Source organism: Flagellimonas flava (assembly GCF_050617915.1).
GTDB lineage: Bacteria > Bacteroidota > Bacteroidia > Flavobacteriales > Flavobacteriaceae > Flagellimonas > Flagellimonas flava_A.
In genome coordinates this window covers 696,150-712,378 of sequence record NZ_JBODQE010000001.1, presented here as the reverse complement: position 1 = coordinate 712,378, position 16,229 = coordinate 696,150, and the positions used below count along the sequence as shown (strand labels likewise).

Genomic DNA, 16,229 nt, shown 5'->3' with positions numbered 1-16,229 from the left:
GAGAAAACAATTCCATGAATTATAATGTGATTGGGTAAGGGCTCAGGGGTATCAAAATATTTCGAAAGGTAAAAGGATGGAGCAAAACCCCAAAACACGGTAAACAGATACCATATTCCGGTTGCAGTAAAAAAAATGTGTTCTGCTCTTGATTTCATTTATATTGAAACTAACGGTCTCGTATGCATGGCTTGCGATGGGTTAGGGAGCATGTGAACCTATACATTGTTATGCATACTTATTTCTTTTAATATGGAATGATTTTTCAAGCATGTGATAACACTGGAAACATACAGTTATTGTTGTTGAAATAGCTAAACTTACCCTTTAGAATAAATAGCTTATCTCCTTCCTTTATTAAACTTTTGTTGAATCCAGTTTCGTCCCATGGAGTAAATCCCAATACCACGCTGTCTATCGATTTATTGGATATAGCTAGAATTAAATCGTTTAATTCCAGAGGTACTTTAGAGAATACATCATTCAAGTATAACGTATTACCTTCAAATTCTGCAATAACAACGGCTTTGAACTTTTCAATATAATATATACTGTTTTTCATAAACGACATACAGTAAAACATTATTAAGGATGCATTATTTCGCATGGAAATCTTTGATATGGGTATTGACATGTTTATAGCTTCCATTAGGAAGGCTATATCAGTCTTATCTTCCATATTAAGTTTTTTTAATGGTTGTGTACTAGAACTCTTTACCGATTTTGAAAATTGATATTCATCTACAGTTTCGAAATTGAACTTCGGATAGAAAGAAAGGACAGTGTCGTTCGCAAAGAGATAGATAAAATCAGACTGGTCCTTCCATTCATTTATTACATTCTCCATAATAAACTTATTAAGTCCCCTGTGCCGGTATTTTTCGTCTGTCATAACCGTCCCAATTTGAATGCCGGTCATTTTCTTATTTTCGATTTCGAACTCAATTTTATTAATTGAAACATTGGAAATCACCTCATTATTATACAATATTGAATAGGGACAATAATACGCTCCCCAAAAACCATTTCGATACCAACTTTCTAAATTGAATCCAAAAGTGACTTCTGTCAATTTATTGAAACTCCTCCTAATTTCCTGGTCGTGTTTAAAATCTTTCGCAAATCCATATGTTGTATCCTTGAGTTCTATGTATTCCATAATTTCTTCAACTATCCGGGCATTCCACTAATTGTGCCTAACCTGAAGTTAGCGTTTTACGCGTAATTTCCGTTTAGGAAATCCGAGGGCAATGAAATTTAGCCAATGTTAGCGGCTTTATCTAATTTCCGGTTTTCATGTTAAATAAATCCTTTACTTCATTGGCGGTCAATGGTACGTCATAGATTCTAAGGTCGTCAATAAAACCATTGAGGTAAACCTCTTTCCCAAAATCCCAAAATCCCTTTCCAAACCAAAGTCTATCATGACTCAACGCATCACCAAAGAATTGTGAAGCATTTTTATCATTAAAATTGTAATGTCTGTAAATAACTTCATTGCCGTTCAAGTATCCTGTATTAAAGTCATTTCCAACCACCGCGACAAAATGATACCACTTATTTTCTTCAATTATGCCAGTTATATCCTGAAGGTGTGGCTCTGAATGTGTGTCAAAACAGACTGTAGGGAGTTTGCATGGATTATTGAAAACCGTAAAATACACTCCTTGCGATTCTTTTCGGATTTTGCCATGAGCCACTTCGATTACTAATCCCTCATTTGAAGCATCTAGCATGTTTTTACATCCTTCTGCATTTCCATAGTAGAATAATGGACTTATGCTTGTTTCTTTGGGTATACTTCTAGCCTTGAACCAGATTGAAATGCTCCCTTGCCTTAAAGTGTGAAATTGTTTTGGAGTTTTATTGCCTTCCAGAACTTCAATAAACTCATCTATGCCATTTAGTTCCAAAGAACCGCTCCCAACAACACCCCTAGCTTGTTTAGGACTTCCTTTCAATATTCCATGCGATTTGAATGGAGAGCTGTCCATTGCCAAGTTATCGTTATTATCAAAAGTCCAATGACCAATTAATGCCTCATCTAAGGTATTTAAAGACTTTGCAGAAATAAAAATTGCAAGAGTAATAAGATAGCATAAGGCCAGAAAAGGATATTTAGCTCTATTCATAATATTGATTGTTCATTTGACAATGTATGCTTTGTAAAATTGCTGCTAACGGTCTTGGCTATGATTTCGTTGTGGACATTTCATGTAGGCTGAGCTTGTCGAAGCCAGGAAATTGTCCGTATGAAACACAACCGTTTTAATGGTTATTTAAATTAAAGTTAGCAACAAAGCCGCAATGAATTATAGCCGTTGTTATGGGCATCCTATTTAAGAATAAATTGAAATTGCCCATAACGGTCTCGCATACCCGTCAGTTACAGGTTTTAAATTACCGCTTTTTGGTTAAGCACAGCCGTAAGCAATTATTATAATTGTTATCACATGTTTTTTAGAACAAGGAATATCCAAATATCATTGATAAGGTATTGAAGTCAGAGTCGTAAAATGCAAAACTGCTTAATAAATTTCTGCTCGTATGGTATCTTAACTCCAAACTATATTTGTCATTTTTCTTATACCCGAACCCAAATCCCAAGTTGGTGGATTTTGTAATTTCCACATCAGCGCTTGAGTAGGAAATTTTAGAATCTAGAACGTTGTCCAAAACGTATGAGCCATTAATAAAAAGCTTTGAACTTTCGCTAAGAAAAAAATAATGCCTTATTCCCAAGGGTATTTCAATTGATTTATAGTCTACCATGCTATTGGGTGATTCTTGTTCAGCCTTGAATTGTTGGTAGGTAGGCTCAACAATAATGGACCATTTACTTTTATTAAAAGGCAGAAAAAATTCTCCTTCCACTCCAAACCTAAATCCTAATTTATTTCCAAAATCTACGTTTCTAAAAGTATTTACCTGATTGGTAACATTTAACGAAGAAACATTCAAGCCAGGCCTAATATTTAGGTTGAATAAGGTTCTTTTCTGCATTTCTTGGTAATTAACCGACTCAGAACCCATACACTGGTTGTACAGAATAAATAGACGGATTAAATTTTCATTGCTATACTTGGTTTTTTCAATACCCTTAGGTGTTATAGCAGTGCATTCCAAATTATTTAATAACTGTTGTCTAAACGAATTGTTTTCTCCACGAATATTGTTGTCTTTTAGATAATATTTGAAAATGAGTTGTTCTATATTGTGATGACCGTCCTTGCCGTAAAAATACCTGATTAGATTACCATCTTCATAGTAGTACAAATTGGAAGTTCCCTCAACTAGAATTTTTAAAAAGAGCGTTTCTTCTTTAAAAATGGGATTTCTGGTGGAGCTCAACTGATTTATGTTACTGGAGGACCTGTCAATTTTAACGTTGGCACGAACATACTTTGAATAATTCTGAACACTGAATTCTTTGACCGTTGCTATCCCTACTTTTATGGATTCCGAACTTTCGGATAACTTATATTTGAATTCAGTAGGATTATTTTTCCAATCAACATTTTCGATAAAACATTCAACTTTTTTTCCGTTGTTTTCAATGAAATATCCTTTTTCATAGGAAATTTGGGCATAGCAATTAAAGCTTAAAGCCAAGGTTAGCAAGAAGAATAGATGTTTATTCATTATTTAGTGGTTTTATTGAACTTGCCTCAGCTTCACCTCTTAAAACCGCTCCTACTTCTTCGAAATATTTTCTCAGACGGTCATAAAGTGTTTTAGTCATATTTTTATTTTAATGAAACGGTCTCGACTATGATTTCGTCCCGAATCGTCGGGATGAATTATTATCATTGTTGGGTGCTATGTTTTTATTGTTCTATCGAATATTGAGCGTTTTTAACTTGCTCAGTTATAAATTCAATTTCATCCCGCACTGTTTCAATACCAAGTCGATTAGTCAAAACAGTATAAGAGAAGTTGCTTAACCGCACATGATTGGGCCGAAGAAATTGAACTAGAGACCAATAATAGATTGTTATTTCGTGTCCAGAATCAACCGTTTGCTCAAAAAACATTTTCAGCGCGTTGTCGTTTGGTAATAACATTGCCTCTGATCCTTTTTTAATGATGTTGTCCAAAATTGATTTAGCATCTTTAAAAAAAGAACCTTTGGGTGTATGCAACGTCATTAATTTCAATCTCAGGGTAGCCGAAAGTGGAGAATCCTCGTAAAACGTTCCACCATGCTCATCATCGTATTCTTCAACCCAATCAAAAGGAATGTTGAATTTTAATATTCCGCGATAATCAATTTCTTTAATATTGTTCAATTTAATTCAGGGATTTGGCATTGCGCCTAACTATCTCATATAAAAATCGATTACTGGTTTTAAGTCAATGTTTTTGGGTTTGAACCGCCGTAATTGCGGTTATACATTGTTGTACCCAGTGCTTTATTCAAAATCATATACTGTTGTTTCGATTTCGTGTTCTATTAATTGACTATTAATAATTTCCTCAATTTTATTCCATTCTCCGCCAGCAAGTCCACAACCAATTCGAGGCATATGAATGTTTGCATTTTCTTTTTTTGCAAATTCACGAACTCTTTCTAAACATTCCGAAACGAAAGGATAACGTATAGGTGGAAGTCCGTTTTCATTTTTTCTTATTTTGTGTTGAGCAATCATATTGGCAATCCACAAGTCAGAGGAAATTTTTACAAATTGAACATTACCTAATTTAAATTCTGTGTGGTTAGAATAATCGTCTTTCGGTAATATACTTTGATAATCAACATTTTCTGTGGTTTCTCCGATTTTATTTTTAAACCATTTTCGATATTCATTTTCTGGGTCTTTCCATTTTTTGGAAATCGCCATTACAAATCCTTTTCCCCAACCTCCAATATCATTGCATATATGAACAATGATTTTTGGTTTGTCATCTGATGGGTTTGTTGCGTCCCCTTTTATATATTCAATTGGTTTCAACTCAATTTGTTTAAAGTCCGTGTTTAGCGATTTTGTGTCAATCGAAAGGCTAAATCCGTTATATTTTGGATTATTTCTATCCGATTTTGGAATTATCCTTTTTTCGATTTCATAGGCGTTAATTGGATAGCAATAATATCCTTTTGGTTTCGGATTCAGAGGTTTACTCACAATCACTCTTTCGTTTTCAAAAATATTCGCTTTTGCTCCACCAGTATAAGGTGCCATAAAATGTGTCAAATAAGTAATTTTGACATCTTTCTTTGCTTGAAAAACCTCTCCGCCTTTTGGATAATAAATATTAGTTCCAAACACTTTTTTTGTTAAATTTTTAAATTTCATAGCAAGGTTGTTCTCGCATTGGGTACAACGGTCACGGCTATGAGTAGTTGCGTGGTTTAACACGGAAATTTGCAAGTAAGCACCTAGTTGAAAATCCGCGAGGATTTTCAGAAGTAGGCGAGGACAAGCAATTACTTATAGCCATTGTTGTGCGTTCGTTTTTTATTCTTTATTAAACATATTTTCATACTCTTTTATGTGGTGAGGAAATTCCTCTTCGAAAAATGGATATGGAATTCCGAATATTGATATTTCATATTCTTTATTATCCATTCCTGTTATTTGATTTCCAACTCCTTTAATTTCAATTCCATTGTCGCTCGTGATTTTGAGTTCTGGAATACTCATTGTTGAAATCATTTTGTCTTCTGGATAATCAGAGGTGAGTTCGATTTGATTATTCAAACAGTATTCTTTGAAGAATTCGTAAGGCGATTCAATTCCGTTAAATTCAATCAGTCCGAATGCAACTCCCATAGGCGCATCAGCTTTTTCCAATTCAGAAGTTCCGATTAGAGTTCCGTTCAAAGTTATGTTGTATAATTTACTCATAAATTGAAGCACCTTTTAAGATATGACTGAAATTTTCCCAAGTCGGATTATCCGCATTTATTTTCATTCCCATATTGTCATAGAAACCTTGAATATCTTCTGTATAAGCAATCATACTTTCTAAAAAATCAGAAAGATTGACGTTTTCCCAATTTTCTTTGTTTTGGTCAAAGTCGGTTTTAAATTCCTTTAAAAACTCAATAAATTCTATTCTTGTCATTGTTTTTTGGGTTTGTCTTAAATGACGCATAACTCGTTTATATCCGCAATTTAGCCCAATTTATACGCATAACCTCTCCTTTTGGAGGGATATAACCTACTTTTTTCAACACCTGTCATATATGGCATGAAACAACCCATGGAATTCGTTTTTCTTTGGCCCTATGAAATTCAAACCACTATCCAAAACCCAAAAGAAACAGCTCTCCCATTTTATTAAAGAAGGCTATGGCTCCCCACAGGAGTTTGCCAAGGTGCTGGACCGTAACTTGGAAATGCTCTTTTATATAGAGGAAGAAGTATTTACCCCGCGCGAGGTGCAAAGCGTGGTCTCGGCACTTAGGGGAGTTGTAACAATCCTTAGGTTTCGGGAAAGGAAAAGTTGAAACGAAAAGTTGAAAATGGAAAATGGAAAATGGAGTTTGAGCTTGAACTTGAACTTCAACCAGGCTCATTGGAATTTGGTGCTTTATGCTTGGATTTTAAAATCCCAAATCCCAAATCCCAAATCCACTTCCTACTTTCGACATTTGACTTTAAAACTTACCCATAAAAGGTGGTCGTTACCTTAAGACGCATTGGCACTGTGCTATGCCAAAAAGAATGAGCACGTTTTAAGAGGGAACAGGCTCTTTAAGTGTTCGCCCCTTGATCAGCAACCAGAACATAAACACCAGTTCCCCAAAAAAGGTAAAGAACAAGAGGTCCAAATTGGTTTCGGGGCTAACAAAGGCTCCCAGCGTGTGGACCACATACCCCAAGCCTGCAATCAGCAACAGAATTGCGAAAATTTTTGGTACATAAGTGGCCTTAAAGACCAGTATGCCCAATAGTACCAAATACACTCCAAAAATGACCAGTCCAAAGGACCATTCCAACCTAAACGCATCCACATAAAACTGCATGGATTGGGCCACTTCCATTTCCATACCTGAAGCGTACTGCTGCACAAGGGTCAATATTTTTACCAAATTGGTCAAGGCCACCAAGTACATGGCCGTATAGATCAACCTAAACCAGGCCACAAGCAGGGAAAAGTACCGCTGCACGGGTTTTAAGAAAAGATAGAGCGCCCAGGCCACTGCAATATCGCAGAGCAAAGTAATCAAATGCAGAAAAATACTGGTGGTAAACAACAGCTTTTCCCTGCTGATGTTTTCAGCTGTGGTGGCTGCATCATCTGCAATAAGTTTGGGAAAAATATAGAATTCCGCAAAGGGTACGGTAAGGGTCATGAGCAACAGCCCAAGGCCCGCAATGAGGGCCGCGTTGCCCAAAGTTAAAGTCTTTTTGGTGGTAGTTGAGGTAGTCATAATGTCCAGTTTTTATCTAAGACTGATCACCTCGTGTTTTGTTACCAAGCTACTTTAAAAGGTGTTCAGGTTGTTATGGATTCTTTCGGTTAGATCCTTCCGTACCTGGGCCTGTTTTGCATAGGTTTTCCAGGATTTTACCACCGCATTGATCTCCTCCAGAATGCTTTTGCCCTTTTTTAGATTGTTGTCCTTGGCAATGGTCAGGAGGTCTTCTTTGGTAATGTCCAAACGCTTTCCGTTTACGCTCAAAGTCTGTTTGTTTACCCAGTGGTTGGTGGGGTCAAAGGAAAAGCAAAGGTCGTAGGCAGGAGCCAGTCGCCATTCCCCGTCCTTTTTTAGGATAAAGGAAAAGTTCTTGGTGTGGTCATCATAGTTGGTGGCCAAAACGTTAAAGGCCATTCTTCGGAACATTTGCTCCGCCTCTGGGTAGGTCAACCGCAGTATGCGCATGGTTTGGAACAGCTGTTCATAGCTGTAACCGTACATATCGTTAAAATCGTAGTGTTGTATCCCGCACAGCGATTGGATATGGTGGCGGGTGTTGCCCTCACGATCAAAACGCTGGGTCATAAAATGCGCCCTTCCGTTTTCTTCCAGCAGTTGGCATTCGCTCATTGCAATACCGCAATCCTGCGCCATAAGGTAATAGGCATATTCTACACGCCCCCAACCCGAGCTTTCGCCAAACTGGTCCCCGCTAACGCCGTCCAGTTTAAGCAGCCAATGTTCAAACCCTTTGGGCACATTGCCCTGCCCGGAGCGTACTTCCTTGGTCTTGGGATTATAGGCAATTACCGACTTGGGGCGGGCACCCCCGGCCGAGGTTCCTATTTTAAGGATGTCCATCATGGCCTTTTCGTCATCCTTGTTCAGTTGGGTCAAAAAGGTTTCGCGTTCGTTCAGCATTTTTTGGGCCACCTCCACTAGGCTGTCCAGTTCCAGAGCGTAGGTATAGGCTCCGGTTTTTATTCTGGCGGGGTCAAACTCCAGCGCACCCATACCTCTTGTGCCAATAAAGCATAGCTTTTCCACGGGGTTCATGCTGTTTTCGGGCCTGCCTTGCTGTGCCAGCCAGATATTGATCAGCTTGTTTCCGTATTTGTCCGGTAGGGCGTCGGATAATAGACCGGGCAATCCTTTAAAGGCATCTTCGGTTTCGCCACGGGCTTTCCGCAATTCCGGAAAACTGTGTATACGTCCACCTTGATCCAAGGGCATTTTAATGGGGGATAGGTCCCAGTCTTTTTGGAGAAATTGGGGGTCGTACTGAAAATACCCCAATTGTTGGGATTCGTCCCAGCGGATGGCACCCACCAGCTCGTTCCATATTTTTACCTCGGCCACATCTACCATCCTAAATCTTCTTTGTTGGGTTTGGGACTGGATTTGCCACTGGCCCTTTGTCTTTGCTGTTTTTTGAGCTTGGCATACGCCAAAGGGCTTATTTCTTCTGAAACTTGAAAGGTATCCAGAACATAAAGACTATTTAAGGCCCTAAGAATTTGGATGAGGCTCATTAAGGTAACGGGCTCACCATTCTCTATTTTACTGATGGTCCATCGATTGAGTCCTGCCTTATCTGCCAATTGGGCCTGTGAGGTATCTTGCTGTAACCGTAAACGCCTTATATAAAGCCCTAGTTGCTCCACTATGGCGGCATCTGTCATAGTAACCCAGTTTATGTTGGTATTTCCCATCATAATATTAAATAACCTCTTTAATGTTTGCTTTTCCCAACAAAGGTACAAAATTATATCAAAATATTCAAAATAGATATGTTGGTAAATACCATCATTACTCGTTGTACATGCTTATAAAGTTAGTATTTACCAACATCAATGAAACGTAATCACCTCATGATGGAGCAAAAATAAGAAGTTAAGAAGAAGCTATCTACCTGTGAATGGTCTGTACCCGATCGGGTCCTACGGAAACAATTTTGATCGGAACGTTCAATTCTTTTTCCAGAAAGTCTATATACGCGTTTAGAGCAGGGGGAAGGTCTTCCGCTTGCGTCAACCGGGTCAAATCCTTGGCCCAACCTTTCATTTCGGAATAAACCGGAGTTACGTTTTCGCTTTCAATATTGTAGGGAAGGTGCTGGATTTCTTCGCCATTATATTTATACGCAGTACAGACTTTCAATGTTTTAAAACCACTCAAAACATCCGCTTTCATCATCATCAACTCGGTAACCCCGTTGATTTGAACCGCGTACTTTAACGCTACTAAATCCAACCAACCGCAACGTCTTGGTCTTCCTGTGGTAGCACCAAATTCGTTGCCTACGCGGCCCATGGTCTCTCCGTCCTCGTCAAAAAGTTCGGTAGGGAAGGGACCACTTCCTACACGGGTGGTGTATGCTTTGAAAATACCCAAAACACGACCAATTTTGTTGGGAGCCACCCCCAATCCAGTGCAAGCCCCGGCAGCCGTGGTATTACTGGAAGTCACAAAGGGATAGGTTCCAAAATCAATGTCCAAAAGGGAACCTTGGGCACCTTCGGCCAAAATTTTCTTGCCTTCGGCCTGTGCTTTGAAGATAAACTCCTCGCTGTCAATAAAAGTGAGCTTTTTAAGCGTTTCCACAGCATCAAAAAATTCAGCCTCCAATTCTGCCAAATCGTATTGGATATCCACATTATAGAACCCGATCATGGCCTCATGCTTGTCGGCAAGCGTACGATATTTTGTTTTCCAGGTATCAAATTCCAAATCCCCGACCCGCATTCCGTTACGTCCGGTCTTGTCCATATAGGTAGGACCAATACCCTTAAGGGTAGATCCAATTTTGGCCTTCCCCTTGGCAGTTTCGGAAGCCGCATCCAACAAACGGTGGGTAGGTAAAATCAAATGGGCTTTTCTGGAAATCAGAAGCTTGGAAACAATATCAATATTGAACTTTTCCAGATTGTCCAGCTCCTTTTTAAAGATCACTGGATCAATGACCACCCCGTTCCCAACAACGTTCACGGCATTTTTATGGAAAATTCCTGATGGAATGGTGTGCAATACATGTTTTATACCATCAAACTCCAAGGTATGTCCTGCATTTGGACCGCCTTGAAAACGAGCTATAATATCATAATCCTTGGTAAGAACATCAACAATCTTTCCTTTTCCCTCGTCTCCCCATTGGAGTCCAAGCAATAAATCTACCATGAAATAGGTGGGTTAGTCAGTTAGGTTTTCTTCTTTGTTTCTGGTTCCGTAGAAATATAGAGAATGGTTGTTGATCTTGATATCAAAAACCTCCTCAATGGTTTTTTTGATGGATTGGATACGTGGGTCGCAAAATTCAACAACTTCGCCCGTATCCGTTAAAATAACATGGTCGTGCTGGCGATCAAAATAGGATTTTTCATATTGGGCCTGGTTCTTCCCAAACTGATGCTTGCGTACCAATTTGCAGTCCAATAGCAGCTCAATGGTGTTGTAAAGGGTAGCTCTACTTACCCGATAGTTTTTGGTCTTCATTTTAATGTAGAGGGATTCCACATCAAAATGGTCGTCACTATCATAGATTTCCTGAAGTATTGCGTAGCGCTCAGGTGTTTTTCGATGCCCTTTTTCCTCCAAAAAGGAAGTGAACACATTTTTTACAATTTCCTGGTTTTTATCGTTGCCCATAGCGTCTCACCAATGCTAAAGGACAAAGGTACAGCTAAAAATTAAATTCTGGATACTTTGTCTATCCCCTCTACCTGTTTCAGGTGGTTGACCAATTTTTTGAGGATGTTGTTGTTTTTCACGACCAAGGTAATCTGACCCGTAAAAGTACCCCCATCGGCGCTAAAATTCAGGTTGCGCATATTCACGTGCAAGTTGTCCGAGATGATGTTGGTAATCTCGTTTACCAATCCCAGATTGTCAATCCCCGTGATTCGGATGTCAGCGGTAAACTCTTCTTGAGAGGAGTCTATCCATTTGGCCGACATGATCCGGTACGCATAATTGGATTGAAGCGAAATGGCATTGGGACAGCTTTTGGTGTGAACCTTGATCCCTTCGTTTACGCTTAAAAATCCAAAAACATCATCTCCTGGAATGGGATTGCAGCATTGTGACAATTTATAGGGCAATTTTTCCTCCTCCTTGCCAAATACGAGCATATCGTACTTGGTGGTAATCTCATCCTTGTTCACATCCTTGGGAGCAGGGTTCCTTCGGATTTTGTTTTTGAAGAAATTCAAGAAGGCATTGTGATACGAAGATGCAAAGTCCTTGATGCGCTCATTGTCTATGACCCCAATTCCTACCCGATAAAAGAGATCTAAGCTGGTTTTCAGCTTAAAGTAGGTCACCAATTTGTTCACGGTGTCCTCGTTCAAATTGATTTTTTGGGATTTTAGCTTTCGGCGAAGCACTTCCTTCCCATCAGCCGCAATGCTTTTCTTTTCCTCGCTTAAGGACGATTTGATCTTGGATCGCGCACGGGCCGTTTGGGCATAATCCAACCAGCTTTGGTTGGGTTTGGCACTTTCAGAAGTGATGATCTCCACTTGGTCCCCACTTTGAAGCGTAGATCCCAGCGGAACCAATTTTCCATTAACCCTGGCACCTCGGGTCTTCATCCCTATTTCCGTATGGATGTGGAAGGCAAAATCCAAAGGGGTGGAACCCTTGGGCATGGATTTTAGATCCCCTTTTGGGGTAAATACAAAAATCTCCTTGGAGTACAGATTAAGCTTGAACTCCTCCACAAAATCCACGGCATTTCCATTGGAGCCTTCAAGCGCTTCCTGTAATCGGTTGAGCCAATCCTCAATACCTTGTTCTTTTTGTTCTCCGTGCTTGTACTTAAAGTGGGCCGCATAGCCTTTTTCGGCAATCTCGTGCATGCGTTCACTTCTGATCTGGACCTCTACCCATTTTCCTTTGGGACCCATTACGGTTATGTGCAAGGCTTCATACCCCGTTGATTTTGGGGAAGTGATCCAATCGCGCAAACGGATGGGATTGGGTGTGAAGTGATCCGTAACAATGGAATAGATTTTCCACGCCAGGAACTTTTCATTTTTTCGGTCGGATTTATAGATGATCCGAATGGCGAACTTGTCATAGACCTCATCAAAAGATACATTTTGGGCCTTCATCTTTCTCCTAATGGAAAAGATGGACTTCATTCGCCCCTTTACGTCATAGTTCAAGCCTTCCTTATCCAGGGAGTTTCTGATCACGTTGGCAAAATCATCAATATAGGCCTGCTGCTCTTCCTCCGTATCCTCAATCTTGGCTTGTATATCGTTGTAGACCTCGGGCTCTGTATATTTTAAACTGAGATCTTCCAGATGGGTTTTTATGTTATAAAGCCCGATCCTGTGTGCCAAGGGAGCATAAATGTAAAGGGTCTCCGAGGCAATTTTTACCTGCTTGTGCTCGGGCATGGAGTCCATGGTGAGCATATTGTGGTACCGATCTGCAATTTTGATGATGATCACCCGCACATCGTCATGCAGGGTCAGTAGCATTTTTCTAAAGTTTTCTGCTTGCTGACTGATGTCTTTGTCCTTCTTAAGGTGGGCTATCTTGGTCAGTCCATCCACGATACGGGCTACGGTTTCCCCGAACATACGTTCAATGTCGTCCAGGGTGTAGGGCGTATCTTCTACAACATCATGTAAAAGGGCAGAAGCAATGGAAACTGCATCCAGCCCAATTTTGGAAGCTACAATTTTGGCAACGGCTATAGGATGAAAAATATAGGCCTCCCCCGACTTTCTACGTTGATCTTTGTGGGCATCCACGGCAACGTCAAAAGCGGAGCGTATCAATTTCTTGTCCGCAGCGGTCAAGGTTTGATAACTGATACGAAGCAATTCCTTGTACTGCTTCGCGATCTCCTTGTTCTCTTTTTCTATAGCAGCCTCCGTCATATTAAATTAAAGTTAGCACAATCTTAATAGCTAACCAACAAAAATTATGCCTTTAAGTTTCTAATCCGTTCAATTAGAGGAGGGTGGGAATAATGCACAAACACGTACGCTGGATGGGGCGTGAGGTTGCTTAAATTGTTTTTGGAAAGCTTTTTTAAAGAGGTGACCAGGGGTGTAGCGGCAAATGTCATTTTGGCATAGTTATCTGCCTGAAACTCAAACTTTCTGGATAGATAATTCATGGCCAATCCCGTAATTTCGGAGATGGGGCTATAGAGCAGCACAAAACCGATCAAACCAGCGTGAAAACTTGGGGTGGACACACCTATGGCCAATGAAATTTGCGGATTGTTGATGAAAAGGGATAAAATGAACAAGGTCAAACCGGTCAGCAGTAATGAAACCACTAAATTGAAAATAATGTGCTTGCGTTTGTAATGACCAACCTCATGGGCCAACACGGCGACAATTTCCTCCTCGCTCAAATCATTGATCAAGGTGTCAAACAAAGTAATCCGCTTTTCCCGACCAAATCCAGAAAAATAGGCATTCGCCTTGGTTGATCTCTTGGAACCATCTATTACAAAAATGTTTTGAAGTTCAAAACCCACATGTTTGGCATAGCGTTCAATCGCTTCTTTTAGGCTACCTTCCGAGAGTGGGGTCTGTTTGTTGAACAAAGGCACTATAAGCTTGCTATAGAACAAGTTCATGAACAGGATGACCACAGCAGCCATAATCCATGTGTACAACCAAAAATTGGGGCCTGTCCACTGATAAAACAAGATAAACAGGGATAGGATGCTACCTCCAAAAATAGCAGCGAGCACCCCGGCTTTAAGCTTGTCCAGGAAAAAGAGCTTCTTGGTGGTTTTATTAAAACCATACTGCTCCTCGATCACAAAAGTTTGATAATAGGAAAAGGGGGCACTAAGAATGCTACTCCCCACTACAATCAGACCAAAGAACACCAAGGCCATTACTATAGGATTGTCCGATAAAGACCGTGTTAACTGATCCAACCACTCAAATCCGTTCAACAACAAAAAAGCCAAGGTGACCAATAAGGAAAACCCGTCTGACAAACTACCAAACCTATAATTGGTTCGTTTATATTGCTGGGATTTTTGGTATTCCTCCCCATCAAAAACATCTTGGAGTTCTTTTGGAACTTCAGATTCAAATCTCTTGGCATTCAAGTATTCCAAAAGTTGATGGATAAGGTATTGCACCACCAAAATAACGATGATGACATAAAACAGTGTAGTTTTTTCCATAGGCTAGTATCCGCGTTGCCGCTTGGCTTCAAATATAAGTATTGCCGCGGACACGGAAACGTTCATCGAGTCAATTTCACCTTGCATCGGAATTATAATGTTTTGGTCCGAATGCTGGAGCCATGTATCCGACAAACCGGTAGCCTCGGTTCCAACCACAATGGCAGAACCACCTTGAAAATCGCATTCCACATAATTTTTGGAGGCCGTAAGTGCTGCACAGAAAATGGAAATGTTCTTCTCCTTTAAAAACTCCAGAATTTCTGTGGAGTTCCCCATGCCAATTTGTGTGGTAAACACACATCCTACACTAGATCGGATAATGTTGGGGTTATAAAGGTCGGAGCGGGGATTGGCTATCAATACGGCATCGATGGCCGCTGCATCCGCTGTACGCAACAAGGCACCAATATTTCCTGGTTTTTCAGGGGCTTCAGCAACCAAAACCAAAGGTTTTGGATTTTTAAACTGCAGATTTTCCAGTAGATGCTCCTTGCTCTCAACAACTGCTAAAACGCCCTCGGTTGTTCCCCTGTGGGCCAGTTTTTCGTAAACTGATTTGGAAAGTTGGATGTGTTCGATTGTTGGATTTCTGGATATCGGATGGCTAGAAAAATCGAATGCAATCTCAGGGTTGTACAGTAAAGTTTTTATTGTATAACCACCTTTTTGGGCCAGCTCAATTTCGCGTACTCCCTCCACTACAAAAAGGCCTGTTTTCTTTCTTTCCCGGGATTTTTCCTTTAGGAGCAGTACCTTCTTTATCAAAGGATTTTGGGCACTACTGATGGATTTGATTTCCTTCACCCCACAAAAATACATATTCTTGTAATCTCATCAGATAGCTTCCGACCAAGCATGAAATTGACCAAAAATAGAAGATGAAAAGAATAATTCTCTTGGCAATGATTCTAATTATTGCCTCCTGTAAACCAACTTCCAAAGAGGAAAAAAGCCCTGAAAATGTGCAGACTGAAACCGAAGTTGCCACTTCAAAATACCCTAAAGTACTTGATGCCGTTTTTACTGCCCATGGTGGCTTAAAGACATGGAAAGCCCAACGTACATTGACTTTTGAGATGCCCAAAAGCGAATCAAGTGAAACGCATACAGTAGATTTATGGTCGCGCAAGGATCGTGTTGATACTCCGAAATTATCGATGGGTTCTGATGGTAATCAGGTTTGGCTCTTAGATCCTGATAAAAGCTATGAGGGTGATGCCGTTTTTTACCACAATCTTATGTTTTATTTCTATGCCATGCCCTTTGTTTTGGCGGATGAAGGTATAGTTTATCATGAAACGGATGATTTGGTATATGAACAAAAAAGTTACCCTGGAATTCGTATTGCCTATAATTCAGGGGTGGGCACCTCGCCCAAGGATGAATATTTTATTCATATTGACCCTGAAACTGGTCAAATGGCCTGGTTGGGGTATACAGTTACCTATAGAACGGGGGAAATATCAGAAAACGTCAAATGGATTCGATATGATGATTGGCAGGACGTAGAAGGGCTGGTGCTTCCTAAATCCATTACATGGTATAACTACGAGGGACCAAAAATTCTCGATGCCCGAAGTACGGTTAACTTTGAAAATGTGAGCTTGTCCAAAGAGGCAAAACCCAACGACTTTTATGCGAAACCGCAGCAGTCCGTTGTTGTGGAACCCAAGAAGTATGACTAGCAAGCTA

At 40.1% G+C, this 16,229-nt stretch carries 17 protein-coding genes; 2 read left to right on the top strand and 15 right to left on the bottom strand.

Features of this window, described 5'->3' with window-relative positions:
* Nucleotides 1–265: 265 nt before the first annotated feature.
* The 7 genes from ACRHOZ_RS03125 to ACRHOZ_RS03095 form a co-directional block, all read right to left on the bottom strand.
* Nucleotides 266–1,159, bottom strand: a complete 894-nt coding sequence (locus ACRHOZ_RS03125) for a GNAT family N-acetyltransferase (RefSeq protein WP_431122278.1) — start codon at nt 1,157–1,159, stop codon at nt 266–268.
* A 121-nt stretch (nt 1,160–1,280) separates the two neighbouring features.
* Entirely contained in the window at nt 1,281–2,132 is an 852-nt protein-coding gene (locus ACRHOZ_RS03120) for a LamG-like jellyroll fold domain-containing protein (RefSeq protein ID WP_431122276.1), read from the bottom strand.
* A gap of 328 nt (nt 2,133–2,460) precedes the next feature.
* Nucleotides 2,461–3,642 (bottom strand): outer membrane beta-barrel protein, encoded by a 1,182-nt coding sequence (locus ACRHOZ_RS03115; protein WP_431122274.1) that lies wholly within the window; start codon nt 3,640–3,642, stop codon nt 2,461–2,463.
* Between the two features lie 185 nt (nt 3,643–3,827).
* Nucleotides 3,828–4,289, bottom strand: coding sequence for a hypothetical protein (locus ACRHOZ_RS03110; RefSeq protein ID WP_431122270.1), 462 nt, complete (start codon nt 4,287–4,289; stop codon nt 3,828–3,830).
* Between the two features lie 123 nt (nt 4,290–4,412).
* Nucleotides 4,413–5,294, bottom strand: a complete 882-nt coding sequence (locus ACRHOZ_RS03105; RefSeq protein WP_431122267.1) for a macro domain-containing protein — start codon at nt 5,292–5,294, stop codon at nt 4,413–4,415.
* 162 nt (nt 5,295–5,456) lie between these two features.
* Entirely contained in the window at nt 5,457–5,846 is a 390-nt protein-coding gene (locus tag ACRHOZ_RS03100) for a hypothetical protein (protein ID WP_431122265.1), read from the bottom strand.
* On the bottom strand, nt 5,839–6,066 hold the full coding sequence (locus tag ACRHOZ_RS03095) for a DUF7660 family protein (protein WP_431122261.1): 228 nt from the start codon (nt 6,064–6,066) through the stop codon (nt 5,839–5,841). The genes ACRHOZ_RS03100 and ACRHOZ_RS03095 overlap by 8 nt, the downstream gene beginning before the upstream one ends.
* 163 nt (nt 6,067–6,229) lie before the next feature.
* Here ACRHOZ_RS03095 and ACRHOZ_RS03090 point away from each other — a divergent pair, with 163 nt between their 5' ends.
* Nucleotides 6,230–6,451: a hypothetical protein gene (locus tag ACRHOZ_RS03090; RefSeq protein ID WP_431122259.1), complete on the top strand. Its 222-nt coding sequence runs from the start codon at nt 6,230–6,232 to the stop codon at nt 6,449–6,451.
* Between the two features lie 228 nt (nt 6,452–6,679).
* Here ACRHOZ_RS03090 and ACRHOZ_RS03085 read toward each other — a convergent pair whose 3' ends face one another.
* From ACRHOZ_RS03085 to ACRHOZ_RS03050, 8 genes are all read right to left on the bottom strand, one after another.
* Nucleotides 6,680–7,378 carry a DUF4386 domain-containing protein gene (locus tag ACRHOZ_RS03085; RefSeq protein ID WP_431122256.1) on the bottom strand — a complete coding sequence of 233 codons (699 nt, stop codon included), beginning with the start codon at nt 7,376–7,378 and terminating at the stop codon, nt 6,680–6,682.
* Nucleotides 7,379–7,432: 54 nt separating this feature from the next.
* Nucleotides 7,433–8,734, bottom strand: a complete 1,302-nt coding sequence (locus tag ACRHOZ_RS03080; RefSeq protein WP_431122253.1) for a type II toxin-antitoxin system HipA family toxin — start codon at nt 8,732–8,734, stop codon at nt 7,433–7,435.
* A complete protein-coding gene (locus ACRHOZ_RS03075; protein ID WP_422348512.1) occupies nt 8,728–9,048 on the bottom strand; it encodes a helix-turn-helix domain-containing protein in 321 nt (106 codons plus the stop codon). Before ACRHOZ_RS03075 ends, ACRHOZ_RS03080 begins: the two co-directional genes overlap by 7 nt.
* A 226-nt stretch (nt 9,049–9,274) precedes the next feature.
* Nucleotides 9,275–10,543, bottom strand: coding sequence for an adenylosuccinate synthase (locus ACRHOZ_RS03070; protein ID WP_431122249.1), 1,269 nt, complete (start codon nt 10,541–10,543; stop codon nt 9,275–9,277).
* 12 nt (nt 10,544–10,555) lie between these two features.
* Complete coding sequence (locus ACRHOZ_RS03065; protein ID WP_420400260.1) at nt 10,556–11,011, bottom strand: Fur family transcriptional regulator; 456 nt, start codon at nt 11,009–11,011, stop codon at nt 10,556–10,558.
* 41 nt (nt 11,012–11,052) lie between these two features.
* Entirely contained in the window at nt 11,053–13,257 is a 2,205-nt protein-coding gene (locus tag ACRHOZ_RS03060) for a RelA/SpoT family protein (protein ID WP_431122245.1), read from the bottom strand.
* A 44-nt stretch (nt 13,258–13,301) separates the two neighbouring features.
* Nucleotides 13,302–14,534 carry a M48 family metallopeptidase gene (locus ACRHOZ_RS03055; RefSeq protein ID WP_431122243.1) on the bottom strand — a complete coding sequence of 411 codons (1,233 nt, stop codon included), beginning with the start codon at nt 14,532–14,534 and terminating at the stop codon, nt 13,302–13,304.
* 3 nt (nt 14,535–14,537) lie between these two features.
* Nucleotides 14,538–15,356 (bottom strand): TrmH family RNA methyltransferase, encoded by an 819-nt coding sequence (locus ACRHOZ_RS03050; RefSeq protein WP_431122241.1) that lies wholly within the window; start codon nt 15,354–15,356, stop codon nt 14,538–14,540.
* A 59-nt stretch (nt 15,357–15,415) separates the two neighbouring features.
* On the opposite strand from ACRHOZ_RS03050, the gene ACRHOZ_RS03045 reads away from it, so the two are divergent.
* Complete coding sequence (locus ACRHOZ_RS03045; protein ID WP_431122238.1) at nt 15,416–16,222, top strand: DUF6503 family protein; 807 nt, start codon at nt 15,416–15,418, stop codon at nt 16,220–16,222.
* Nucleotides 16,223–16,229 lie beyond the last annotated feature (7 nt).